The following is a 22,715-nucleotide window of genomic DNA, read 5'->3' on the forward strand; positions in this document are numbered from 1 at the left end:
GGCAGGCTGGCAGAATGTTGCGGATCCCCGACCCACGCCACCGCCGGGTACGGGAACCACGGTGATCACCGCCTCACGACGCACCGTCGTGTCCGGAGGATCGAACCGCATGATCTGTCCGGACCCACCCGTCCGGCTTCCGCTCCACGGATCAGTGCCGCGCCACGTCGACAGGGCTGTCGAGAAGTCGAAACGTACCGGTCAGCGCACCCGATGAGCGATACGAAGCACCTAGTACCAAAAAACCCGACGGTAACCGTCCCCCGGTTGTGACCGATCCCAGCAGGAGTGAAATCGTGTCATCTGTGACTGACGCACCGAACGCCACTGCCAGCAAGAATGCCGCCGCCGACCTCGCGGCGATCACCCACGAGGAGATCTTCGCGGGCCACCTCGGCGGCAAGCTCTCGGTAGAGCTGAGTGCGCCGCTGGAAACCCAGCGCGACCTGTCGATCGCTTACACCCCCGGTGTCGCGCAGGTCAGCCGCGCCATCGCAGAGGACGAATCGCTCGCCAAGCGCTACACCTGGACCGACCGGCTGGTCGTGGTCGTCAGCGACGGCACCGCGGTGCTCGGACTCGGTGACATCGGCCCGCGTGCGTCGCTGCCGGTGATGGAGGGCAAGGCCGCGCTGTTCAAGAAGTTCGCCGGGCTCGACTCCATTCCGATCGTGCTGGACACCAAGGACGTCGACGAGATCGTCGAGACCCTGATCCGGCTGCGCCCGAGCTTCGGCGCGGTCAACCTGGAAGACATCTCCGCCCCGCGCTGCTTCGAGATCGAAAAGCGCGTCATCGAGGCGCTGGACTGCCCCGTCATGCACGACGACCAGCACGGCACCGCCATTGTGGTGCTTGCCGCCCTCAACGGCGCGGCCAAGGTCCAGGGTCGCAGCACCTCGGGCCTGAAGGTCGTAGTGTCCGGCGCCGGCGCCGCGGGCGTGGCCTGCACCAACATCCTGCTCGCCGCGGGCGTCGCCGACGTCACCGTGCTCGACTCCAAGGGCATCGTCAGCCGGGACCGCACCGATCTCAATGACGTCAAGGCCGATCTGGCCCAGCGCACCAACCCGCGCGGCCTGACCGGCACCGCCGCCGACGCCCTCGCCGGCGCCGACGTCTTCCTCGGCCTGTCCGCGGGCAAGATCGGCGAGGACCTCATCGCCTCGATGGCCCCTGAGTCCATCGTGTTCGCCATGTCCAACCCGGACCCGGAGATCCACCCCGAGGTCGCCGCCAAGTACGCCGCCATCGTGGCCACCGGACGCAGCGACTTCCCGAATCAGATCAACAACGTGCTCGCCTTCCCCGGCGTCTTCAAGGGCGCCCTCGACGCGGGCGCGCGCCGGATCACCGAGGGCATGAAGATCGCCGCCGCCGACGCCATCCTCGCCGTCGTCTCCGACGAGCTGGCCGTCGACAAGATCGTGCCGAGCCCCCTGGACCCGCGCGTCGCCCCGGCCGTCGCCGAGGCCGTGGCGGCTGCCGCCCGCGCGGAGGGCGTGGCGTAGTCGCGATCCGCTAGCAGCACAAGGGCGCCTGTTCCGCACGGAACAGGCGCCCGCACTGTTTGCCGAGAAGCCCTCGGCTTCGGGAGTACGGCACGTCGATCCGGGAAACGGACCCATGCGGGGGGCGTTGCGCTACAAGGACGCCGCTCCGCGGTTGGGGTCGCGGACGTCGATTCCGGCTTCGGCCCACGCGTCTCGTAGTGCCTGGGCGCCGCGTACTCGGACCCAGGCCGCCTCGGTGGCGGTGACGGGGACGACGTCGAGGTAGTGGACCGGCTCGGCGGGTTCGGGCAGCGCCACGTCCGGAATGTCGCTGGGGCCGAGCAGGACCGCGGTGAACGGCGAATTGGTCCACATCGGCTCACCCAGGTCCAGCAGCGCATCCTCTTGCAGCACAACGCCTTCCACGGCCGGTGCGGCGGCGAACACGCCGAGGGTGCGAGCGAGGCCGGATGCCGCGCCGAGCCCGGCGTGCAGGGTGAGAATCAGTTCGGCGCGCGGGCCTTTCACCGGGTCGGCCAGCAGCTCGGACGGATCACCCATCGGATGACGGGAACCACCCAGCGTGGCGTAGTGCACGAAATCGTCGCCGGGAGCGATGCGCAGGATCTCGATCGGTTCGAGCCCGAGGAAGGTCACCGAGGCCGCGTCCACCGCGGATGCGTCGACGCCGAAATGTTTCAGCACGCCGGCGCGCACCGTGTTCACAACATCCATGCGGTCAGATCGCCAGTCGCGCGAGCATGTCCCTGGCCTGCTCGGCCGTCTTGGGATCGCACAGCACGTCGTAACGGCCCGCGACCAACTGCATGGTGGACGCGAAATCGCGCTGGCCCTTGGTCGCCGCATACGGGATGGAGGTGGAGATGACGCCGAAGATGATGCCGCCGACCAGGCCCACCAGCAGCGGGCCCAGCGCCCCGCCGGTGGTGAACAGGCTCAAGAGCAAACCGAGGAACAGGCCGAGCCACGCACCCGAGACCACACCCCCGCCGATCACCTTGCCCCAGTTCAACCGGTAGAGCACCCGCTCGACCTGCATGAGATCGACGCCGACGATCGTCACGTCCTGCACCGGGAACTGGTTGTCGGCCAGGTAGTCGACGGCGCGCTGCGCCTCGGCGTAGGTCGGATACGACCCCACCGGCCAGCCCGACGGCGGCGTCGGCAGACCTTGCCTGCCGCGATTCGCGTTCCCCAAGGGATTCGTCATAGGTCCATTCTGCTATTCCATCGAGCGCCGTGCCGTGCTATATACCGCGCGTCACTTTTCCGGTGGGGTGAAACGGGTGGTGCGCGACATGCCCGCGGCCCGGCCCTTGTCGGCGATCACCTGCGCCATCTTGGCGCTGGCCTCGTCGATCATCTCGTCGCCGAGCATCACCGCACCGCGTGCCCCGCCCTCGGTGGAGGTGTGGAAGGCGTAGGCCTCCAGGATCAATTCGGCGCGGTCGTAATCGGCCTGGCGCGGGCTGAAGATCTCGTTGCAGGCCTCCACCTGGCTCGGATGCAGCACCCATTTGCCGTCGAAGCCGAGCGCCGCGGTGCGGGCGGCGGCGCGGCGGAATCCGTCGACGTCACGCACCTGCAGGTAGGGACCGTCGATGGCCTGCAGGCCGTGCGCGCGTGCGGTGAGCAGGATCGTCATCAGGATGTGGTGGTAGGCGTCGCCGGTGTCGTAGCCCTCCGGCTGCTCGCCCACCACAAGGGTGCGCATATTGATGCTGGCCATGAAATCGGCCGGACCGAACACCAGGGCCTGCACGCGCGGGCTGGCGGTGGCGATCTCGTCGATATTGCGCAATCCGAGCGCGTTCTCCAGCTGCGGTTCGATGCCGATCCGGCCCGGCTCGAGGCCGTTGGTCTGCTCCAGTTGGCTCAGCAGCAGATCCAGTGCCCGCACCTGGCCCGCGTCGGTCACCTTGGGCAGCAGGATCGCATCGATCGCGGTGCCCGCACCGTCGATCACGCTGATCACATCCTGGTAGGTCCACGGCGTGGTCCAGTCGTTGACCCGCACCACCCGCAGCTGCGAACCCCACCCGGAATCATTGAGCGCGGCAATGATGTTGGCGCGGGCGGCGGCCTTGGCGGGCGGGGCGACGGCGTCTTCCAGATCGAGGAACACCTCGTCGACCGGCAGGCCCTTGGCCTTCTCGATCATCTTCGGGTTGCTGCCCGGCACAGCCAGAACGGAACGGCGTGGCTTCATCAACACTCCTGTCGTCGGCCGAAATCGGCCCGCAGTGTCATTAGTCTGGCAGTCATGGCAGCTACCAGGGTCTACGTCGCCAGGCTGGCCGGCCTGGCGGTGCTGGGACCGGACGGCGAGTCTATCGGCCGCATCCGCGACGTGGTCGTGGCAGTCCGCTACGACCGTCAACAGCCGCGGGTACACGGCTTGGTCGTCGAATTGCCGACCAGGCGGCGGATCTTCGTGCCGATGCTGCGGGTGACCTCGATCGAGCCCGGCAACGTCACCCTCAATACCGGCACCGTCAGCCTGCGCCGCTTCGCCCAGCGGCCCGGCGAACTGCTGGCTCTGGCACAGATCGTGGATTCGGCGGTGCGCGTGCACGACCCGGACCTGTCCGACCTGGCGGGGGTGGATGTGTTCGTGGTCGATCTCGGCCTGGAGCAGACCAGGACACGGGATTGGCGGGTGTCGCGGGTCGCGGTGCGCGGGCACCGGAGGCTCGGACGCAGGCGCACGGTGCACGTGGTGGACTGGCAGCACGTCAGCGGGCTGACACCGTACGAGATCGGCAGGCCCGGCCAGGAGGTCACCAGTCTGCTCGAACAGTTCGAGGGCCTTCGCGCCGCCGACGTGGCGCATCTGCTGCGGGAACTGCCGGAGAAACGCCGCCTCGAGGTGGCGATCGCGCTCGACGACGAACGCCTCGCCGACGTCGTCCAGGAGCTGCCCGATGACGATCAGGTCGATCTGCTCGGCCATCTCGAGGTGCGCCGGGCCGCCGACGTGCTCGAGGCGATGGACCCCGACGATGCCGCCGACCTGCTGGGCGAGCTGCCCGAGAACGAAGCCGAATCGCTGCTGGCGCTGATGGACCCGGAGGAATCGGAGCCGGTGCGCAGGCTGCTCGCCCACTCCCCGGATACCGCGGGTGGCCTGATGACGCCGCGCCCGGTGGTGCTGACCCCGGCCACAACGGTGGCCGAGGCGCTGGCCCGGGTGCGCAACCCGGATCTGACCCCGGCCCTGGCCTCGATGGTGTTCGTGGTGCGGCCGCCGACCTCCACCCCGACCGGACGCTATATGGGCTGCGTCCATCTGCAACAGCTGCTGCGCGAGCCGCCTGCGCATCTGGTCGGCGGGCTGCTCGACACGGATCTGGCCACCTTGCGGCCGGAGGCGCCGCTGGCCGCCGTCACCCGCTACTTCGCCACCTACAACCTGGTCTGCGGGCCGGTGGTGGACGAGGAGAACCACCTGCTCGGCGCCGTCAGCGTCGACGACGTGCTCGATCATCTGCTGCCCGAGGACTGGCGCGAGGACGAGGAGCTACACGAAGGGGTGACCGGCCGTGACTGACAAGACTCCCCTCGGACGGGCCGTGAACCCGGCACGGCAGCGGCTGGAAACGCCGGTCGAGTCGCGTTTCCGGTTCGATTGGGACGCCGAGGCGCTGGCGCGCACCAGTGAGCGCATCGCGCGGTTCCTCGGCACCGGCCGCTATCTCGCCATCCAGACGGTGATCGTGGTCGTCTGGATCCTGCTGAACGTCTTCGTGGTGACGCTGCGCTGGGACCCGTACCCGTTCATCCTGCTCAATCTGGCCTTCTCCACCCAGGCCGCCTATGCCGCGCCGCTGATCCTGCTGGCGCAGAACCGGCAGGACAACCGCGACCGCGTCTCGCTCGAAGAAGACCGGATGCGGGCCGCGCAGACCAAGGCCGATACCGAATTCCTGGCCCGCGAACTGGCCGCGCTGCGCCTGGCCGTCGGCGAGGTGGCCACCCGTGACTACTTGCGCCGCGAACTCGACGAGATGCGTGAGGTACTCGACCGACTCGCCGAGGCGACACTGCCGGAGCACGAGCCTCGCTCAGACAAGACCGGAAAGGTCACACGCAAGAAAAGCTCCGGTCGAAAGCAGGGCACAGCCCCGGTTTCACCACCCGCCGCCGATGATTGACCGGAAATACACAACAGTCTTCTGACCGATGGGTAACCTGGATCACGTTGTCCAGAGCGACCCGGCCCGGATGTCCGGGACGGTCGCCTCCCGCGACGTAGAGGATTGGTACGGCCGAATGCGAATATCTGCCCCGATAACCGTCTCGGCACTCGTCGTCGCCGGCTTGGTCGCTACCGGATCCGCCACCCACACCACCACCTCCACCACCCCGCCGAAAGCACCGGAAGCCCTGCTCGCGGCGTCCTCGCGCAGCACCGACACCACCGACGACGACACATCCTCGAAGCTGTCCCAGACGATCGGCCTGCTCCCCGTGGCCCCCGAGCCGCCGCGCAAACTGCGCGCGATGACCCCACCCGCCGACGGCGCACCGCCGCCGTTCGGTGGCACGGTGCCGCTGCAGAGCATTTCGCTGCCCACCGGTGGCGGCACCCTCGGCATTCCCGAGGTGGTGCTCGCCGCCTACCGCAATGCCGAACTGGCCCTCGAGTCCTCGATGCCCGGCTGCGGGCTGTCCTGGAATCTGCTCGCGGGCATCGGCCGGATCGAATCCGGCCACGCGGGCAACGGCCGCACCGATGCCGCGGGCACCTCGGTGACCCCCATCTTCGGCCCGGCGCTCGACGGCACCCTGCCGGGCAACGAGATCATCAAGGCCGCCGACGGCGGCTACGTGCGCGCCATCGGCCCGATGCAGTTCCTGCCCGGCACCTGGAATCTGTATGCCGCCGACGGCAACGGCGACGGCGTATCCGATCCGCACAACGTCTTCGACGCCACCCTGGCCGCGGGTAAATATCTCTGCTCCGGCGGGCTGAACCTGCGCGATCCGGCCCAGGAACTGCGCGCGGTACTGCGCTACAACAATTCGATGTCCTACGCGGCCAACGTGCTGAGCTGGTCGGCGGCCTATCGCACCGGCGGCACCCCCGCCCCGGTCACCATCTCCCCCGAACTGATCCCGCCGGGCAGCGCGCCGATCGAAATGGGCCCGGACATGACCGCGGTGGACACCACTGCGGCGACCACCACCCCCGAAGCTCCGCCACCGGGAACCCAGACCGTGCCGCCCACCACACCGCAGGGCGAGCCGATGATCATCATTCCCGGTCTGCCGCCCATCCCGTGCGGCATCTTCTGTCCGCCGCCTCCGCCGCCGGCCCCCGGCCAGGTGGTTCCCGCGCCGATGCCGAAGCCCGGAGCGCCCGCCGAACCGGCGCCGGCCGCACCGCCCGCCGATCCGGGCGGGCCCGGTCAGCCCGCGCCCGGCCAGCAGGCGCCCGGTGATCCGGCTCAGCCCGCGCCGGCCGATCCGAACGCACAGCCGCCCGCGGAACCGTCCACGACCCCGGAGGCGGGTCCCCCGCCCGCACCCGCCGCCACGCCGGCGCCGCAGCCGGCGGTGACGCTGCCGTTCGGCATCGTTGTCCCACTTCCCGCTCCCCCGCAGTGATTTCAAACGGGAACACAGATCACGAAGCAGTAACAAAAAGATCTCGGATGCGGTAGCCTTCCTTCGTAGGTCACGAAGGGCTCACGACTGAGACAACGGCTCGTAACGGAGTCGGCGCCTCGTCGGCGAGCTCGGCTCATTGAGTCGATGGAGGGTCACAGCACCGTGGGGCGTCACCGCAAACAACCGCCGCCTACCGTTCGGCGGAGCTCCGTACTCGCATTGACCGGGCTCGTTCCCGCCGGATTGGTCGCCGTCAACACCGCATCGGCCGTCGGCACCGACCCCACCGCGGCCTCGATCCAGGCCCACCTGCCCGGCGACGAGGGCGTCGACGCCACCGCGAGCTTCGCCGCCGACGCGCAGACCGTCGTCGACCTGGAAAGCCTCACCCACGCGATGGCCAAGCAGTCGCGCGCGGTCCCGCCGACGGTGAAAACCGTTGCGCTGCCCGAAGATCGGGTGCCCGCCGACCTGCCTGCCGCGCAGATGGGCATCCCGGGCATCGCACACGCCGCCTACGTGGCCGCCGAACAGGCCCTCGCCGTCGAGAACCCCACCTGCCACATGCCGTGGACGGTGCTCGCCGGCATCGGCCGGGTCGAATCGACCCACATCTACAACGGCAAGGCCGATGCCGACGGCAACGCCCTCGACCCGGTCTACGGCCCGGTACTCGACGGCAGCCTCGCCGGCAACAACGTCATCCACGATTCCGACGGCGGCGCCCTCGACGGCCTGGCCGGCTACGACCGCGCCGTCGGCCCGATGCAGTTCCTGCCCGAAACCTGGTCGCACTACGCCGCCGACGGCAACGGCGACGGCATCGCCGACCCGCAGAACTACTACGACGCCACCCTGACGGCGGGCAAATACCTCTGCGACGGCGGCCTGGACATGCGCGATCTGGCCCAGCAGTCCAAGGCGATCCTGCGCTACAACAACTCCATGGCCTACGTCGCCAACGTCATGGCGTGGGCCAATTCGTACGGCACCGGCATCGCACCACAGCCCGCACAGCTGCCCCGTATCTGAGACGCCTAAAATCGGCGGCATGCCAGTGGTAACGGAAGCGGACGTGCGGGGCGCCCTCGCAAAGGTCGACGACCCGGAAATTCGCAAACCGATCACCGAACTGGGCATGGTGAAAAGCGTCAGCATCGGCGCCGACAGCGATGTCCATATCGAGGTCTACCTGACGACGGCGGGCTGCCCGCTGCGCACCGAGATCACCCAGCGGGTGACCAAGGCGGTCGCCGACGTCCCCGGCGTCGGCGCGGTCAGCGTCGACCTGGACGTGATGAACGATGAGCAGCGCACCGAGCTGCGTAAGCAGTTGCGTGGCGACTCCGCCGAACCGGTCATCCCCTTCGCCCAGCCCGGCTCGCTGACCAGGGTGTACGCGGTGGCCTCGGGTAAGGGTGGCGTCGGAAAGTCCAGTGTCACCGTCAATCTCGCCGCCGCCATGGCCGCGCGCGGACTCTCGGTCGGCGTGCTCGACGCCGACATCTACGGCCACTCCGTCCCGCGCATGCTCGGCACCGACGCCCGGCCCACCCAGGTCGAGCGGATGATCATGCCGCCCATCGCGCACGACGTGAAGATGATCTCCATCGCCCAGTTCACCCAGGGCAATACGCCGGTGGTGTGGCGCGGCCCGATGCTGCACCGCGCGCTGCAACAGTTCCTGGCCGATGTGTTCTGGGGCGATCTGGACGTGCTGCTGCTCGACCTGCCGCCCGGCACCGGCGATGTGGCGATCTCCATCGCCCAGCTGATCCCGAACGCGGAGATCCTGGTCGTCACCACTCCGCAGCCGGCCGCCGCCGAGGTGGCCGAGCGCGCGGGCGCCATCGCCTTGCAGACCCGTCAGCGGATCGCGGGCGTGGTGGAGAACATGTCCTGGCTGGACCTGCCCGACGGCACCAGGATGGACCTCTACGGTTCCGGTGGCGGCCAGGCGGTGGCCGAGCGCCTCACCCGCGCCGTCGGCGCCGATGTCCCGCTGCTCGGCCAGATCCCGATCGAGCAGTCGCTGCGCGAGGCGGGCGACGAAGGCACCCCGATCGTGCTGCGCGATCCGGAGAACCCGGCCGCGGTGGCGCTGCGCGAGGTCGCCGACAAGCTGGCGGTGCGCCGGCGTGGCTTGGCGGGTATGTCTTTGGGTATCGACACGACACGTCATCTCTGAGCGGCGGCGTAACCGGGTCTCTTCACCGCCAGACCACATCACCGGGTCGGACCCGGCTCTGCCCGGCGTGCCGACGCGCGAGTGGTCGCCGGCGGGCCGCCGCACCCGGCGCGCTCCGGACGCCCGCGTCGCCGGCCGTCGCCACGGTTGCCGCGCGTGAGCCTGTCGGTGCCAACCCATAAGCTCAGCTCATGCTCACGCTGCTGTTGTATGTGCTGATCGTCGGATTGGTGGCCGCGGTGCTGTTCCTGCTCGCGGGGGCGGTGTTCGGGCGGTCGGAGGAGCTGGGGCCGCTACCGGAGGGCACCACCGCGACGGTGCTGCCGGTCGAGGGGATCTCCGGTGCCGATGTGCGCTCGCTGCGGTTCCAGCAGGTGTTGCGCGGCTACAAGGCCGGTGAGGTGGATTGGGCGCTGGCCCGGCTCGCCGCGCGCATCGACGAGCTACAGGGCCAGCTGGCCCAGGCCCGCGCCGAGGCGGGCGCACAATCGGCCGCGTCCGTCCAGCCCGGGCCGACGCAGCCGCCGGTGGGCCCGGATCCGCGATGACGGTCGTCGAGCCGGTCCGCTGCCCGTGGTCGCTGCCTTCGCAGCTCTACCGCGATTACCACGACACCGAGTGGGGCCGCCCGCTGCACGGCGACGACGCGATGTTCGAACGACTGTGCCTCGAGGCCTTCCAATCGGGTCTTGCGTGGATCACCATCCTGCGCAAACGCCCGGCGTTCCGGGCCGCCTTCGCTGGGTTCGCCATCGAGAAGGTGGCCCGCTTCGACGACACCGACCGTGCACGCCTGCTCGCCGACCCCGGCATCGTGCGCAATCGCGCCAAGATCGATGCGGCCATCGCCAATGCCAAGGTCGCCCGCGACCTCGACACCAGCCTCGACGAGCTGATCTGGTCGTTCGCTCCACCCCCGCGCCCACGTCCGCGCACCCTGGCCGACGTGCCCGCCGTCACACCCGAATCCACCGCTCTGGCAAAGGAATTGAAGCGGCGCGGATTCAGATTCGTGGGCCCGACCACGGCGTACGCGCTGATGCAGGCGACCGGCCTCGTGGACGATCACCTGGCCGATTGCTGGGTCGGCGGCGACCCGCCCTAGACCTACCGAGCGGTCACATTTCGAACTCAGGTATCCGTCCACTCCGGCGATAAGGAAGAATAGACCGAGTGCAGCTCGCCACATGCCGGCGAGCTGCCCAGTTGGCGACAACTGGAGTTCCAAGCAAGTGCGCAGCACACCGCGCAGATCTGGAGGGAGCAGAGGATGGCGGCCATGAAGCCCCGCACCGGGGACGGTCCCCTCGAGGCAACCAAGGAAGGGCGTGGGATCGTCATGCGGGTTCCACTCGAGGGTGGCGGGCGTCTGGTCGTAGAGCTCACGCCGGATGAAGCCGCAGCGCTCGGTGACGAACTGAAGAGTGTCACCAGCTAGTCACCCGACTACGCACTCGGCACTGACGCAGGTGACGAGTGCGCTGGCCTGCCCGGAATGCCAGGCCGGATTGGCGATGTCGGAGCGGTCGCTGCGTTGCGGCGCGGGGCACAGCTTCGATATCGCCAAGCAGGGGTACATCACCCTGCTGACCGGTGCCTCGACCAAGATGACCGGCGATACCGCGGACATGCTCGACGCCAGAGCGGCTTTTCAGGGCGGCGGGCATTTCGCGCCGATCGCCGACGCCACCGTCGCGGCCTTCGCCGGGGCCCCACACCTCGGCCCCGGCGCGTCCGCGCTCGTGCTGGAGATCGGCGCGGGCACCGGCTACTACCTGGCCCGGGTGCTGGACGCGGTGCCGCATGCGCTGGGCATCGCACTGGATGTGGCCAAACCCGCCGGACGACGCAGCGCCCGAGCCCATCCGCGGGCCGCGGCGGTGGTCGCCGACGCCTGGCGCGGACTGCCGCTGCGCAAGTGCGCCGTCGACGCGGCACTGTCGGTATTCGCGCCGCGCAATCCCGGCGAGGTAGCGCGGGTTTTGCACCCGGATGGCAGATTCGTCGTCGTCACTCCCACCGACCGGCATCTGGCCGAGCTGATCGAACCGCTCGGCATGGTGAGCGTCGACCCGGACAAGCAGGATCGGCTGACCGCCACCATGTCCGGACATTTCGAACTGTGCGGGCGCGACGCCGTCGAGTACCCGATGAAACTCTCGCGCACCGACATCGCCAACGTTGTCGCCATGGGGCCGTCGGCCCATCACACGGACGCCGGGGCGTCACGCATCGCGGCCCTGCCGGACACCATGGAGGTCACCGCCTCGGTGCTGGTCAGCACCTACCGGCTCAGCGGAACCTGACCGCTCAGGGTTTGCGCACATGGTCGTAGACCTCGAGGGTCTGGGCGGCGATCCGCGACCAATCGAATTCGGCCACCGCCCTGGCCCGGCCCGCGGCACCGTATTCGGCCGTGAGCACCTGATCGGCGGCCAGCTCGTTCACCGCCTCGGCCAGGCCGCGCTCGTATTCGCCCGGCGCCGCCGGGTCGTAATGCACCAGCCGCCCGGTGGTGCGGTCGGCGACCACCTCGGGGATGCCGCCGACATCGGAGGCGACGACGGCGGTGCCGCAGGCCATCGCTTCCAGGTTCACGATGCCGAGCGGCTCGTACACCGACGGGCAGACGAAGACGGTCGCGGCGGCGAGCACCTGCCGGATCCGCTCGGTGGGCAGCATGTCCTGCACCCAGAACACGTTGCCGCGGCGACGGCTCAACTCGTCCACCGCGGCGGCCACCTCGGCGGCCAGCTCCGGCGTATCGGCCGCGCCCGCGCACAACACCAGCTGGATCTCCGGATCGAAATCGCGGGCGGCGGCCAGCAGGTGCCCGACCCCCTTCTGCCGGGTGATCCGCCCGACGAAGGCCGCGATCGGCCGGTCCGTGCGCACCCCCAGCTCCCACAGGAAGGGTTCGGCGCCGGATTCGGGTGGGCCGGGATGCCAGACCGAGGCGTCGATGCCGTTGTGCACCACATGCACCCGTGCGGGATCCACCGCCGGGTAGGCGTCGAGCACATCCCGGCGCATCCCCGCGCTGACGGCGATGATGGCGTCGGCGTGTTCGACGGCATTGCGTTCCGACCATGACGACAGCCGATAGCCGCCGCCGAGCTGCTCGGCCTTCCACGGCCGCCGCGGTTCCAGCGAATGCGCGGTCAGCACATGCGGAATGCCGTAGAGGGTGGACGACAGATGCCCGGCCAGGCCCGTGTACCAGGTGTGCGAATGCACCACGTCGACCTCGCCGGTCGCATCGGCCATCCGGAGCTGGGCCGACATCATCTGGATCGCGGGATTGGCGGCGTAGAGGTGGGTGTCGGGTTGGTGGACCACGGCGTCGTCGCGCGGGGCGCCCATACAGTGCACGGTGACCTCGGCGAGGGCACGCAGCTCGGCCACCAGCTCGGTGACGTGCACGCCCGCACCGCCATAGACCTCCGGCGGGTATTCGCGGGTCAGCATGGCGACCCGCAGCCGATCCGCCGGCTCCGTCATCGCCGTCGGGTGCGCGAAACTCACGGATTCAACGTAGACGCTCGACCGGGCCCGGGCCACTCGCACGCCGCCCCACCTCCTGGCGTGAGGTTCGGTAGTTTGACAGTGTGAGGAGCCAGCCGCACGTACTCGGAATCGTGCTCGCCGGTGGCGAGGGCAAGCGACTCTTTCCACTCACCGCCGACCGCGCCAAGCCGGCGGTCCCGTTCGGCGGTGCCTACCGCCTCATCGACTTCGTCCTCAGCAACCTCGTCAACGCCGGATATCTGCGGCTGTGCGTGCTCACCCAGTACAAATCGCATTCGCTGGACCGGCATATCTCGCAGACCTGGCGCCTGTCGGGTTTCGCGGGCGAATACATCACGCCGGTGCCCGCGCAGCAGCGGCTCGGGCCGCGCTGGTACACCGGCAGCGCCGACGCGATCATGCAGTCGCTGAATCTGATCTACGACGAGGACCCCGACTACATCGTGGTGTTCGGCGCCGACCACGTCTACCGGATGGACCCCGAGCAGATGGTGGCCCACCACATCGAGTCCGGCGCCGGGGTCACCGTGGCCGGTATCCGGGTGCCGCGCAGCCAGGCCAGTGCGTTCGGTTGCATCGACTCCGACGAATCCGGGCGCATCACCCAGTTCCTGGAGAAGCCGGCGCATCCGCCCGGCACCCCGGACGATCCGAATTCGACCTTCGCGTCCATGGGCAATTACGTGTTCACCACCAGGGTGCTGGTCGATTCGATCCGCGCCGACGCCGACAATTCCGATTCCGACCACGATATGGGCGGCGACATCATCCCGAAGCTGGTCGCCGCCGGTCAGGCCGCCGTCTACGACTTCGCCGACAACGACGTCCCGGGTGCCACCGACCGCGATCGCGGCTACTGGCGCGATGTCGGCACCATCGACGCCTTCTACGAGGCGCATATGGACCTGGTGTCGGTGCATCCGGTGTTCAACCTCTACAACAAGCACTGGCCGATCCGCGGCGCCGCGGAGAATCTGCCGCCCGCCAAGTTCGCTCAGGGCGGGCTGGCGCAGGAATCCATCGTCGGCGCGGGCTCGATTTTGTCCGCCGCCACCGTGCGCAATTCGGTGCTCAGCGCCAATGTGGTGGTCGACGACGGCGCCACCGTCGAGGGCAGCGTGCTGATGCCGGGCGTGCGCATCGGTAAGGGCGCGGTGGTGCGGCGCGCCATCCTGGACAAGAACGTGGTGGTCTCCGAGGGCGAGATCATCGGCGTCGACCTCGAGCGCGACCGCGACCGGTTCGCCATCAGCAACGGCGGCGTCGTCACCGTCGGTAAGGGCACCTGGGTGTGAGGCCGGGCAGCGCCCCCGACCGCGTCGTCGAGGGGCGCTGCCCGCCTCGGTTCAGCGCAGGTCCCGCCCGCGCCAACCGACCAGGCCGACGGCCAGCAGGGCCGCCGCCAGCAGGGTGACCACCAGCACCGGGGTCGCGGTGAACTCCGATCCCGGCACCTTCGGGGCATGATTGAACGGTTCGAGATTGCGCAGCCACTGCGGCGCCCCCGACACCGAGCCGAGCAGGAAGACCGCGATCGCTGCTGTCAGCACACCCCACGCCACCGGCGTCCAACGCGGCGCGAGCCCGAACAGGGCCACGGTGACCGCGACGAACAACCAGATCGCGGGAAGCTGGACCAGTGCGGCGGCCAGCACACCGGGCAGCTTGCCGCCGATATCGTCGGCTGCCAAGCCGTACACCAGCCCACCGAGCAGGCCTGCGGTCAGCATGGCCAGCACCGGGCCACCCAGCGCGAACAGCAGATGCGACAGCGCCCACCGCACCCGGCCGACGGCCCCGGTGACGACGGTCTCGGCGTGACCGCTGCTCTCCTCACCGAACATGCGCAGGGTGGCCGAGATGGCGTAGGCCGAACCCGCGACACCGAGCATGGTGAACGCGTAGGTGACCATCGAGTCCTCCAGCGATTCGGTGCCGCCCATCCGAGTGATGAGATCGCGAATGGTCTGGTTGGAGCCGAGTTCGTCACCGATACCGTGCACCACGCTGCCGATCAGCAGGCCGTACAGGCCGAGACCGATCGTCCAGGCCAGCAGGGTGCCCCGTTGCAGCCGCCAGGCCAGCCCCAGCGGGCCGGACAGCCCGGCACCGGCCGCAGGCGCGCCGAGTCGTTCGGCGATCAGGCCCGCTCCGACATCGCGGCGCATCAGCAGCAGATAGGCAGCGCAGACGCACACCGCCACCGTCACCAGATGCAGCGCCAGGACCCACCAGCGGTCCCCGGCGAAGGCCCGCACCTGCAGCGACCAGCCCGACGGCGACAACCAGGTCAGCGGGCTCACCGGACCGTTACCGGCCTGGGCGTCACCCACCGCGCGCAGCGTGTAGGTCAGCGCGAGCACGCCGAACGCGATTCCGCGCGCCAGCCGGGCGCCGGTGGTGAGCTGCGCGGCGACCGCGGCTACCGCCGCGAACACCATGCCGGAGCCGGCCAGCGCCGCACCGAATGCCAGCGATCCGTCGGCCGGAACGCCCGTCGCCGCCAGGCTCAACGCGCCGATCAGACCGGTGGCCAGCGCACCGCCGAGGCCCAGCACCAGCGCCGCGGTGAGCCCGGCGAAGCGCCCTACCGAGGTGGAGGCCACCAGCTCGGTGCGGCTGGTCTCCTCCTCGGCCCTGGTGTGCCGGATGACGGTGAGAATGGTCGCCACCGCTACCAGGGTGAAGAACATCCCCGCTTTCCATACCCCGACAGCGCCGATACTGGTGTTGTAGATCGGCCCGTACATGGCCAGCTGCGATGGACTCGCCAGGATCGAATCGGCGAAGGAGGCCCGGTCGGCCTCGGTCGGATAGACCGTTTCGATGCTCGAGACGTACACGCTGCCCAAGGGCACCGACAGCAGTAATACCCAGGCGGGCAAGATGATTCGGTCGCGGCGCAGCGCCAGGCCGAGCATGCGGGCGGTGCCGGCGAATCCGGAGACCGTGCCGTAGCGCGCGGCCGCGCGGTGCTCACCGGACCTCGACAGCGTTGCGGTGGTCATTTCTGCACCTTCACCAGCTCGGAGTCGGAAGCGCTCGACGCATCGCCTGAATCGGGAAAGCCGTCGCCGTTGGTCGAATAGTGGCGCATGAACAGCTCTTCCAGCGTCGGCGGCTGGCTCACCAGACTGCGCACTCCGGCATCGCCGAGAATGCGGATCAGCTCACCCAGATGCTCACTGTCGACCTGGCACCGCAGCGTGTGATCGTCGAGGCGCACATCGGCCACCCCGGGCAGCGCACCGAGATCGCCCGGGTCACCGGTCAATTCGGCGGTGATCGAGGTGCGGCTGAGGTGACGCATCGAGGCCAGCGTGCCGCTTTCCACGGTGCGCCCTGACCTGATGATGGTCACCCGCTCGCACAGCACCTCCACTTCCGACAGGATGTGGCTCGACAGCAGGACCGTGACCCCACGTTCGGCAGCCTCGGCCACGCAGTCACGGAACACCTGCTCCATCAAGGGATCCAGGCCCGAGGTCGGCTCATCGAGCAGCAGCAGTTCGGCGTTCGACGAGAACGCCGACACCAGCGCGACCTTCTGCCGATTGCCCTTCGAATAGGTGCGGGCCTTCTTACGCGGATCGAGTTCGAATCGCTCGATCAATTCGGCGCGCCGAGCGGTATCGATACCGCCGCGCATCCGTGCGAGCAGGTCGATCGTCTCGCCACCGGACAGCGACGGCCACAACGTGACATCGCCTGGCACATAAGCGATCTGGCGGTGCAGCTCGACCGCGTCCACCCACGGATCGCGGCGCAGCAGCCGAACCTCGCCGGAGGTGCGCGCCAGCACACCGAGCAGGATGCGGATGGTGGTGGATTTGCCGGCACCGTTGGGCCCGAGGAAGCCGTGCACCTCGCCCTGGTTCACTTCCAGGTCCAGCCCGTCGAGCGCACGGACCTGGCCGAAGTGTTTGTGCAGATCCCGGACGTGGATTGCCGATGTCATGGGAACTCCTGAGGAGATCTAGGTATCTGGACTCGGTTGATCGAGCAGGGCGTCGAGCATCATCGGGCCGGTCAGCAGTCCGTTGGTGAACAGCTCGACGCCGGGGAGAAGCATCTGATCGGCGTAGGCGCGCAGAGCCTTGCCGTAGTCGAGAGGGCCGTCGTGTTCGGCGGCATACAGTTGCAGGAAGAGCATCAATCCGCCGCCGTTGTTCAGCGCCAGATAGCGGGCCGTCGCGTGCAGATCGCGGGGGGCGCGGATCGTGCCCGCCGCGATGCCGGCGCGCAGATACTGCTCGACGTCGGACACCATGTGCTCGAACAGCAGGCCCGCCAACGCGCCGCCCGCCTGAAAACTTCGGACGATATAGGCGATGACCGGACCGAAGCTTTCGATCTCGGCGAGCTGACCGAGGATGTTCGACGGCGCCGGACGCTCGACCGAATCCAGCTTGGCATCGCGGATGACCTTGCGTACGTAGTCGTCACATTCCTCGCGCAACCCGTCTTTCGATCCGAAATGGTGATTGACGAGGCCCGGCGAGACGCCGGCTGCGGTGGCGATGGCACGTACTCCGACGTTGAACCCCTGCTCACCGAAGACGGTGATGGCGGCGTCGCGAATGCGTGCACGAGTGCTCAGATCCGGGGCGGATCCTTCCGGTACGGCTGGTCGGTTAAACACATGTTCAATATACTAAACACTCGTTCAATCGGCCGTCAATGGCTCCCTTAGCCACGGGAGGCGCAGAGCAGCCCGTCACCCACCGGAATCAACACGCTGGTCAGGTTGGGGTCCTCGGCGATGGCCCTGGTCGCCGCGCGCACCGCCTGCGTTGCCGCGTCGCGCTGCGCCGGATCGGGCACCCGCCCGCCGAGCAGTGCGTTGTGCAGCAGAATCGCTCCACCCTCGCGCAGCAACCGCACCCCTTCGGCGACGTACTGCGGATGCTCGACCGGCGCGGCATCGATGAACACCAGGTCGTAGGCGCCGTCGGCCAGGCGCGGCAGCACATCGAGGGCGCGGCCGTTGATCAGCCGGGTGCGCGCGAGCGGGATATCGGCGGCCCGGAACGCCTCTTTGGCCGCGCGCTGATGCTCCGGCTCGGAATCGATCGTGGTCAGCGTGCCGTCCTCGCGCATACCGTCCAGCAGCCACAGGCCACTGATCCCCGCGCCGGTGCCCACCTCGACCACGGCCCGCGCGCCGAGCATCTGGGCGTACATGCTCAGCAACGCACCCACCGACGGAGCCACCGGCGCGGCGCCCAGCTCGGTGGCCCGTTCCCGGGCGCTGACGAGGATCTCGTCCTCCACGACGGATTCCTCCACGTAGGCGAGATTTCGCTCCAGATTCGATGCCACGCCCATGAGGCTATGCCAAACCGTGACCAGCGGCCCGAAACATTCTCAGGTGTCCCTCAGGATCTCCATACACAGGCCATATCGCGACAGGAAAGAGTAGGCAGCACGCAAGACCAGCCGACCGGCGGCGTCAGAGCCAGAACACCGGGTCGGGAACAACCGGACACCTTCTATCGGTTGTACCCGACAGCGACGGTCCGTGGACCCGGACCGCTGCTCGAACTCCGACGCCTCGGTCCCGAGTAGGAGGTATTTCCCATCCACATGGTCGATGCGGCGCGCGAGTACGCCACCCTGCCCGAGCTGCCGACGCAGCGCGAGGTCACCGCACTGGAACTGGCCGAGGTCGCGGAGGTGGCCGAGGACGAACTGACCGGCACCGCGGCCTTCGATGCCACCGGCGATCGCTCCGTCATGCCCACCTGGGACGAACTGGTCCGCGAACACGCCGACCGGGTCTACCGGCTGGCCTACCGTCTCTCCGGCGACGCCCAGGACGCCGAGGATCTCACCCAGGAGACCTTCATCCGGGTCTTCCGCTCACTGTCGAACTATCAGCCGGGCACCTTCGAGGGCTGGCTGCACCGCATCACCACCAACCTGTTCCTGGACATGGTCCGCCGCCGCAGCCGCATCCGGATGGAAGCGCTGCCCGAGGACTACGACCGGGTGCCGGCCCAGGGCCCAGGACCCGAGCAGGTCTACCACGACGCCCGCCTCGACCCCGACCTGCAATCGGCGCTGGACGCGCTGGCGCCGGAGTTCCGCGCCGCGGTCGTGCTGTGCGATATCGAGGGGCTGTCCTACGAGGAGATCGGCGCCACGCTCGGGGTGAAACTGGGCACCGTCCGCAGCCGGATCCATCGCGGCCGTCAGGCACTGCGCGAGCACCTTGCGCATAATGGAACCCAGGACCGGTTCGCCGACGCGGCGAGCGAGTCCTGAACCAGCAAGAACGGGTGATCTCCGGCCGTGGCGCCGCGCCCGGCCGTGATCGAGTCGGTTGGAAGGATGAGCACCGAATGGTTGGCGACTCCGGTACGTCAGGTCGTTCACCGCGTTTCCGTTCCACCGAGCATCTGGCGAGTGAGGCCGTCGCCGCCTATGTGGACGGCGAACTGCGGATGAACGCGTATCTGCGTGCCGCCCAGCACATTTCCGTCTGCCCCGAATGCGCGGCCGAGGTCGAAGCCCAGCAGCAGGCGCGCATCGCATTGCGCCGGGCCGCCCAGATCTCCATCCCGCACGGACTGCACGACAGCCTGACCCGCATTCCGCTCGGCGAACTTCCCGGCACCGATCGTTCCGCCGCCGCGGCGCGCAATTCCCGTGACGAGGCCGTTTCCGGTTTCCTCGGTGCGTCTTTCGCGGCGAGCTTCGACAGTAGGCGGTGGACAACGTGGTGGCGCAAGTAGAGTTTGGCGCGTGACCACCGAATCGACGAACACCGGATCGGCCGACACCTCGGATTCGGCGGCCAACAGGGGGAACCTGCGGCCGCCGGACGCGCCCGTGCTCGGGCCGCGCCCGGTATACCGCCCGCACGTGGATACCCACACCGCTCGTGCCTTCCGCCGCCCCAACGGCCAGGCCGGATCCTTCGCACCACGCCCCGGCTCGGCCACCGCCGCCCAGGGCCCCGACCCGGTGCAGAACCGGCCGCCGGACGCCGTGCTGGCCGAGGCGTTCGGCCGCCCGGAAGGCTCCGACGAACTCCTCCAGCGTGATCCCGACGCCGTCACCGGCCAGACCGAGATCGCAGGCCCCGCCGATCCGTGGCGTGACCCGGAATCCGGCGCCCGCCTCGGTGCGCCCGCCCTGCCCACCCCCGCGGCCCGGACGCAGGCCGAAGCCACCAAGCTGTCGGCGCGCGAGGTGCTGTTCGGTTCCCGGGTGGCACCGCGCGCGCTGGCGCTGCTGGCCGCCATCGCCTTGGTCATCGGCCTGATCGGCGGCCTCGTCGGCCGGCTGACCGCGGAGACGGCCTCCACGCTGACCTCACGCAAGGTCGCCCTCGAGCAGACCGGAGATCCCGAGCAGCCGCACGGTCAGATCGCCCAGGTCGCCGATGCGGTGCTGCCCTCGGTGGTCTCGATCCGCACGACCGTCGGCGACAACGGCGCCACCGGCTCCGGTGTGGTCATCGATGGCAACGGCTACATCGCCACCAACAATCACGTCATCTCCATGGCCGCCCAGGACGGTTCCGGCAACGCCAAGATCCAGGTGATGTTCTCCGACGGCACCCGGGTACCCGCGAACATCGTCGGCCGCGACACCAAAACCGACCTCGCGGTCTTGAAGGTCGATGTGAAAAATCTCACTGTTGCTCAGCTCGGTAAGTCCGAGGACGTCCGCGTCGGCGACGCCGTGCTGGCGATCGGTTCCCCACTGGGACTGAGCAAAACGGTCACCTCCGGCATCGTCAGCGCCTTGCATCGCCCGGTGAAGCTCGAGGGCGAGGGCAGCGACACCAAGGCCGTCATCGATGCGGTGCAGACCGACGCCTCGATCAACCCCGGTAACTCCGGTGGCGCGCTGGTGGACATGGAGGGCCGGGTCATCGGCATCAACACCGCCATCCGCAGCGAGACCGGCGGTTCGGTCGGCCTCGGCTTCGCCGTGCCGGTGGACGTGGTCACCGACGTCGCGCAGACCCTGATCCGCGACGGCGTCAAGCATCATCCGGTGATCGGCCTGAGCGCCCGCACCAAGGCCGTCGCCAACGAGGCGATGAGCGGCGCCGAGGTGGCCGATGTGGCGCCGGGCGGGCCCGCCGCGCGGGCGGGCATCGTGGAGGGCGACGTCGTCGTCAAGGTCGGCGATCGTGAGGTGACGGGGCCGGAAGAGCTGGTCGTCGCGGTGCAGGCGAACAAGATCGGTGAGACGGTGACGGTGCGGTTGATCCGGGAAGGCCGGCAGGTGGACGTTCCGGTCACCCTGGAATCCGACTGATCCGGCGGCCCCGGCGCGCGGTAGCCTGGTCTGGTGTTCAGCAACATCGGGTGGAGCGAGATGGTGATCCTGCTCGTGGCCGCCCTCGTCATCCTCGGCCCGGAGCGCTTGCCCGGTGCCGTGCGCTGGACCACGCGCAGCCTGCGGCAGGTGCGCGATTACGCCAGTGGCGCGACGGCGCAGTTGAAGCAGGAGCTCGGCCCCGAATTCGAGGATCTGCGTAAGCCGCTCGCCGACCTGAACGAGCTGCGCGGCATGACCCCGAAGTCGATGGTGACCAAACACCTTCTGAACGGTGACGATTCGCTGTTCAGCGATATCGGCAAGGCCATGCCGGACAAGCAGGACCTCTACGGCACCAATAGCGGTATGCCGGGTTACCCAGCGCCGAAGCCGGAGAAACCGTTGGAGCGCAACGAACGTCCGCCGATCGACACCGACGCCACCTGATCTGTCAAGCGAACTAGACACCCGTCCGGCTTACGCTGTCTACACTTCGCACATGTCGGCCGATGACGTGGCGCGGGTGTTCGCGATCGAGGACAAGGTCGAGCGCCTCAAGGCAGCCACTGACGGTGTCGCGGCGGCGCAGCAGACCATCAACGAGCTCACGCGAATTCGTCGCGCGGTGATCCGTGAATTGCATGCCGAGGGCTGGACGTTCGCCAGAATCGGTGCGGCGGCCGGGCTTTCCCGGGCGCGCATCCATCAGGTGAGCACGCAGGGCCCGGCACCGGAGGGCTTGTTCTTCGGGCACGGCGCGCTCACCGTTCTCACGCCCCGGGTGCGTACCGGCCGATTGATCGGCGCCCCCGATCCGGCCGCGGCACCGCGGCTGGCGGATCTACTGCGGGAGCTGGGATTCGCGGTCACCGTCGAACAGTTCCCGCCGGGACATCCCCTCGATCTCAACCGCGACGGGCTGATCGTGCTCGGCGGGCCCGAACTCTCGCCGAGCCTGCGTCAGCTCATCGCCGCCGATCCCCGGCTGCGGCGCTCGGTGGCCCGTGCCGGCGACGGCCGTCGCGGTATCGAGGATCGAGCCGCGCGGCGGGTGTATCGGCCCTCCGGTCCCGACCCGCACGACATCGCCTATCTCGCCCGGCTCCCGCGCCCCGACGGTCAGGGCTCGATCCTGGTGATCGACGGCCTGCATCCGCCCGGCTCGCTCGGTGCTGTCCGGCTGCTGGCGACTCGGCTCGCCGGGCTGCACGAACGCGCGGGCACCCGACGGTTCTCGGTATTGATCGCGGTGCGCTTCGACCGCGCGACCGGTGAACCGCTGGAGGCCGAGATGCTGACGCCGGTGTATCGCCATGAGCCGGCCGAGGTGCGGCCGCAGGCGCTGCGCACCCGCCGCTGAATCCCGCCCGCTGCTGAATCCCGGCGGCGAATCCGTCCCGACACAGATCCGGGCACGTCGGTGCATTCGGCCGCAACGGCTTGGCATCCGGCGACGCCTTGTGCTTGAACGCTCACCCTCGGCCGCGCACCGTACCGCCGCATGCTTAGATAGCCAGGAAGTAACCATTCGACGGCGCCGGCTCTGCTCGGTCCCGGTTTTCCGGCAATCACATGACGCGGAGGCACAGGTG

Annotated in this window: 24 protein-coding genes; 16 read left to right on the forward strand and 8 right to left on the reverse strand. The window is 68.9% G+C overall.

From position 1 onward, the window contains the following. Positions 1-296: 296 nt before the first annotated feature. A complete protein-coding gene (locus tag AC4HOU_RS17490) occupies positions 297-1,511 on the forward strand; it encodes an NAD(P)-dependent malic enzyme (protein ID WP_375139354.1) in 1,215 nt (404 codons plus the stop codon). A 132-nt stretch (positions 1,512-1,643) separates the two neighbouring features. On the opposite strand, the gene AC4HOU_RS17495 is transcribed toward AC4HOU_RS17490, so the two are convergent. The 3 genes from AC4HOU_RS17495 to AC4HOU_RS17505 are packed head-to-tail and all read right to left on the reverse strand — an operon-like array spanning position 1,644 to position 3,723. Continuing rightward, positions 1,644-2,228, reverse strand: coding sequence for a suppressor of fused domain protein (locus tag AC4HOU_RS17495; RefSeq protein WP_194991295.1), 585 nt, complete (start codon positions 2,226-2,228; stop codon positions 1,644-1,646). A 4-nt stretch (positions 2,229-2,232) separates the two neighbouring features. Next, the gene (locus AC4HOU_RS17500; protein WP_014352664.1) at positions 2,233-2,724 is read right to left on the reverse strand and encodes a YflT domain-containing protein; all 492 of its coding nucleotides are present in this window, start codon (positions 2,722-2,724) and stop codon (positions 2,233-2,235) included. A 51-nt stretch (positions 2,725-2,775) separates the two neighbouring features. After that, a complete protein-coding gene (locus AC4HOU_RS17505) occupies positions 2,776-3,723 on the reverse strand; it encodes an HpcH/HpaI aldolase/citrate lyase family protein (RefSeq protein WP_195006773.1) in 948 nt (315 codons plus the stop codon). A gap of 54 nt (positions 3,724-3,777) precedes the next feature. Here AC4HOU_RS17505 and AC4HOU_RS17510 point away from each other — a divergent pair, with 54 nt between their 5' ends. The 9 genes from AC4HOU_RS17510 to AC4HOU_RS17550 all read left to right on the forward strand — a co-directional run bounded on the left by AC4HOU_RS17510 (position 3,778) and on the right by AC4HOU_RS17550 (position 11,621). Beyond that, positions 3,778-5,064, forward strand: a complete 1,287-nt coding sequence (locus AC4HOU_RS17510) for a magnesium transporter MgtE N-terminal domain-containing protein (RefSeq protein WP_194992390.1) — start codon at positions 3,778-3,780, stop codon at positions 5,062-5,064. Then, complete coding sequence (locus AC4HOU_RS17515) at positions 5,057-5,668, forward strand: DUF1003 domain-containing protein (protein ID WP_175585755.1); 612 nt, start codon at positions 5,057-5,059, stop codon at positions 5,666-5,668. The genes AC4HOU_RS17510 and AC4HOU_RS17515 overlap by 8 nt, the downstream gene beginning before the upstream one ends. A gap of 118 nt (positions 5,669-5,786) precedes the next feature. Then, a complete protein-coding gene (locus AC4HOU_RS17520; RefSeq protein ID WP_490724765.1) occupies positions 5,787-7,124 on the forward strand; it encodes a lytic transglycosylase domain-containing protein in 1,338 nt (445 codons plus the stop codon). A gap of 165 nt (positions 7,125-7,289) precedes the next feature. Beyond that, positions 7,290-8,159 carry a lytic transglycosylase domain-containing protein gene (locus tag AC4HOU_RS17525; protein ID WP_490724848.1) on the forward strand — a complete coding sequence of 290 codons (870 nt, stop codon included), beginning with the start codon at positions 7,290-7,292 and terminating at the stop codon, positions 8,157-8,159. A 19-nt stretch (positions 8,160-8,178) separates the two neighbouring features. Then, positions 8,179-9,315, forward strand: a complete 1,137-nt coding sequence (locus AC4HOU_RS17530) for an Mrp/NBP35 family ATP-binding protein (protein WP_163809243.1) — start codon at positions 8,179-8,181, stop codon at positions 9,313-9,315. Between the two features lie 191 nt (positions 9,316-9,506). Further along, on the forward strand, positions 9,507-9,863 hold the full coding sequence (locus AC4HOU_RS17535; protein WP_163809241.1) for a DivIVA domain-containing protein: 357 nt from the start codon (positions 9,507-9,509) through the stop codon (positions 9,861-9,863). Beyond that, a complete protein-coding gene (locus AC4HOU_RS17540; RefSeq protein ID WP_194991262.1) occupies positions 9,860-10,420 on the forward strand; it encodes a DNA-3-methyladenine glycosylase I in 561 nt (186 codons plus the stop codon). The genes AC4HOU_RS17535 and AC4HOU_RS17540 overlap by 4 nt, the downstream gene beginning before the upstream one ends. A 165-nt stretch (positions 10,421-10,585) precedes the next feature. Continuing rightward, positions 10,586-10,753, forward strand: a complete 168-nt coding sequence (locus tag AC4HOU_RS17545; protein ID WP_011211259.1) for a DUF3117 domain-containing protein — start codon at positions 10,586-10,588, stop codon at positions 10,751-10,753. Between the two features lie 31 nt (positions 10,754-10,784). Then, positions 10,785-11,621 (forward strand): putative RNA methyltransferase, encoded by an 837-nt coding sequence (locus tag AC4HOU_RS17550; RefSeq protein WP_490724766.1) that lies wholly within the window; start codon positions 10,785-10,787, stop codon positions 11,619-11,621. 4 nt (positions 11,622-11,625) lie between these two features. Here the strand turns inward: AC4HOU_RS17550 and glgA are convergent, their stop codons facing one another. Continuing rightward, positions 11,626-12,795: a glycogen synthase gene (gene glgA, locus AC4HOU_RS17555; protein WP_490724849.1), complete on the reverse strand. Its 1,170-nt coding sequence runs from the start codon at positions 12,793-12,795 to the stop codon at positions 11,626-11,628. A gap of 128 nt (positions 12,796-12,923) precedes the next feature. On the opposite strand from glgA, the gene glgC reads away from it, so the two are divergent. Beyond that, entirely contained in the window at positions 12,924-14,138 is a 1,215-nt protein-coding gene (gene glgC / locus AC4HOU_RS17560) for a glucose-1-phosphate adenylyltransferase (RefSeq protein WP_138455576.1), read from the forward strand. A gap of 51 nt (positions 14,139-14,189) precedes the next feature. Here glgC and AC4HOU_RS17565 read toward each other — a convergent pair whose 3' ends face one another. From AC4HOU_RS17565 to AC4HOU_RS17580, 4 genes are read right to left on the reverse strand one after another with little or no spacing between them, the layout of a single operon-like run. Further along, complete coding sequence (locus AC4HOU_RS17565; RefSeq protein ID WP_490724767.1) at positions 14,190-15,851, reverse strand: ABC transporter permease; 1,662 nt, start codon at positions 15,849-15,851, stop codon at positions 14,190-14,192. Further along, complete coding sequence (locus tag AC4HOU_RS17570) at positions 15,848-16,801, reverse strand: ABC transporter ATP-binding protein (protein WP_490724768.1); 954 nt, start codon at positions 16,799-16,801, stop codon at positions 15,848-15,850. The genes AC4HOU_RS17565 and AC4HOU_RS17570 overlap by 4 nt, the downstream gene beginning before the upstream one ends. 18 nt (positions 16,802-16,819) lie before the next feature. After that, positions 16,820-17,485 carry a TetR/AcrR family transcriptional regulator gene (locus AC4HOU_RS17575; protein ID WP_194991264.1) on the reverse strand — a complete coding sequence of 222 codons (666 nt, stop codon included), beginning with the start codon at positions 17,483-17,485 and terminating at the stop codon, positions 16,820-16,822. 47 nt (positions 17,486-17,532) lie between these two features. Next, the gene (locus AC4HOU_RS17580; RefSeq protein WP_163809218.1) at positions 17,533-18,171 is read right to left on the reverse strand and encodes an O-methyltransferase; all 639 of its coding nucleotides are present in this window, start codon (positions 18,169-18,171) and stop codon (positions 17,533-17,535) included. Between the two features lie 258 nt (positions 18,172-18,429). Here AC4HOU_RS17580 and sigE point away from each other — a divergent pair, with 258 nt between their 5' ends. From sigE to AC4HOU_RS17605, 5 genes are all read left to right on the forward strand, one after another. Then, on the forward strand, positions 18,430-19,110 hold the full coding sequence (gene sigE / locus AC4HOU_RS17585; RefSeq protein ID WP_228806653.1) for an RNA polymerase sigma factor SigE: 681 nt from the start codon (positions 18,430-18,432) through the stop codon (positions 19,108-19,110). Positions 19,111-19,187: 77 nt separating this feature from the next. Beyond that, positions 19,188-19,580 carry a hypothetical protein gene (locus tag AC4HOU_RS17590; RefSeq protein ID WP_163809216.1) on the forward strand — a complete coding sequence of 131 codons (393 nt, stop codon included), beginning with the start codon at positions 19,188-19,190 and terminating at the stop codon, positions 19,578-19,580. 10 nt (positions 19,581-19,590) lie between these two features. Next, positions 19,591-21,120 carry a S1C family serine protease gene (locus tag AC4HOU_RS17595; protein WP_195006774.1) on the forward strand — a complete coding sequence of 510 codons (1,530 nt, stop codon included), beginning with the start codon at positions 19,591-19,593 and terminating at the stop codon, positions 21,118-21,120. A 33-nt stretch (positions 21,121-21,153) separates the two neighbouring features. Continuing rightward, positions 21,154-21,570: a Sec-independent protein translocase protein TatB gene (gene tatB, locus AC4HOU_RS17600; RefSeq protein ID WP_163809207.1), complete on the forward strand. Its 417-nt coding sequence runs from the start codon at positions 21,154-21,156 to the stop codon at positions 21,568-21,570. A 52-nt stretch (positions 21,571-21,622) separates the two neighbouring features. After that, positions 21,623-22,483, forward strand: coding sequence for a hypothetical protein (locus AC4HOU_RS17605; protein ID WP_163809205.1), 861 nt, complete (start codon positions 21,623-21,625; stop codon positions 22,481-22,483). Positions 22,484-22,715: the final 232 nt, after the last annotated feature.

Source organism: Nocardia sp. JCM 38205 (assembly GCF_058222935.1).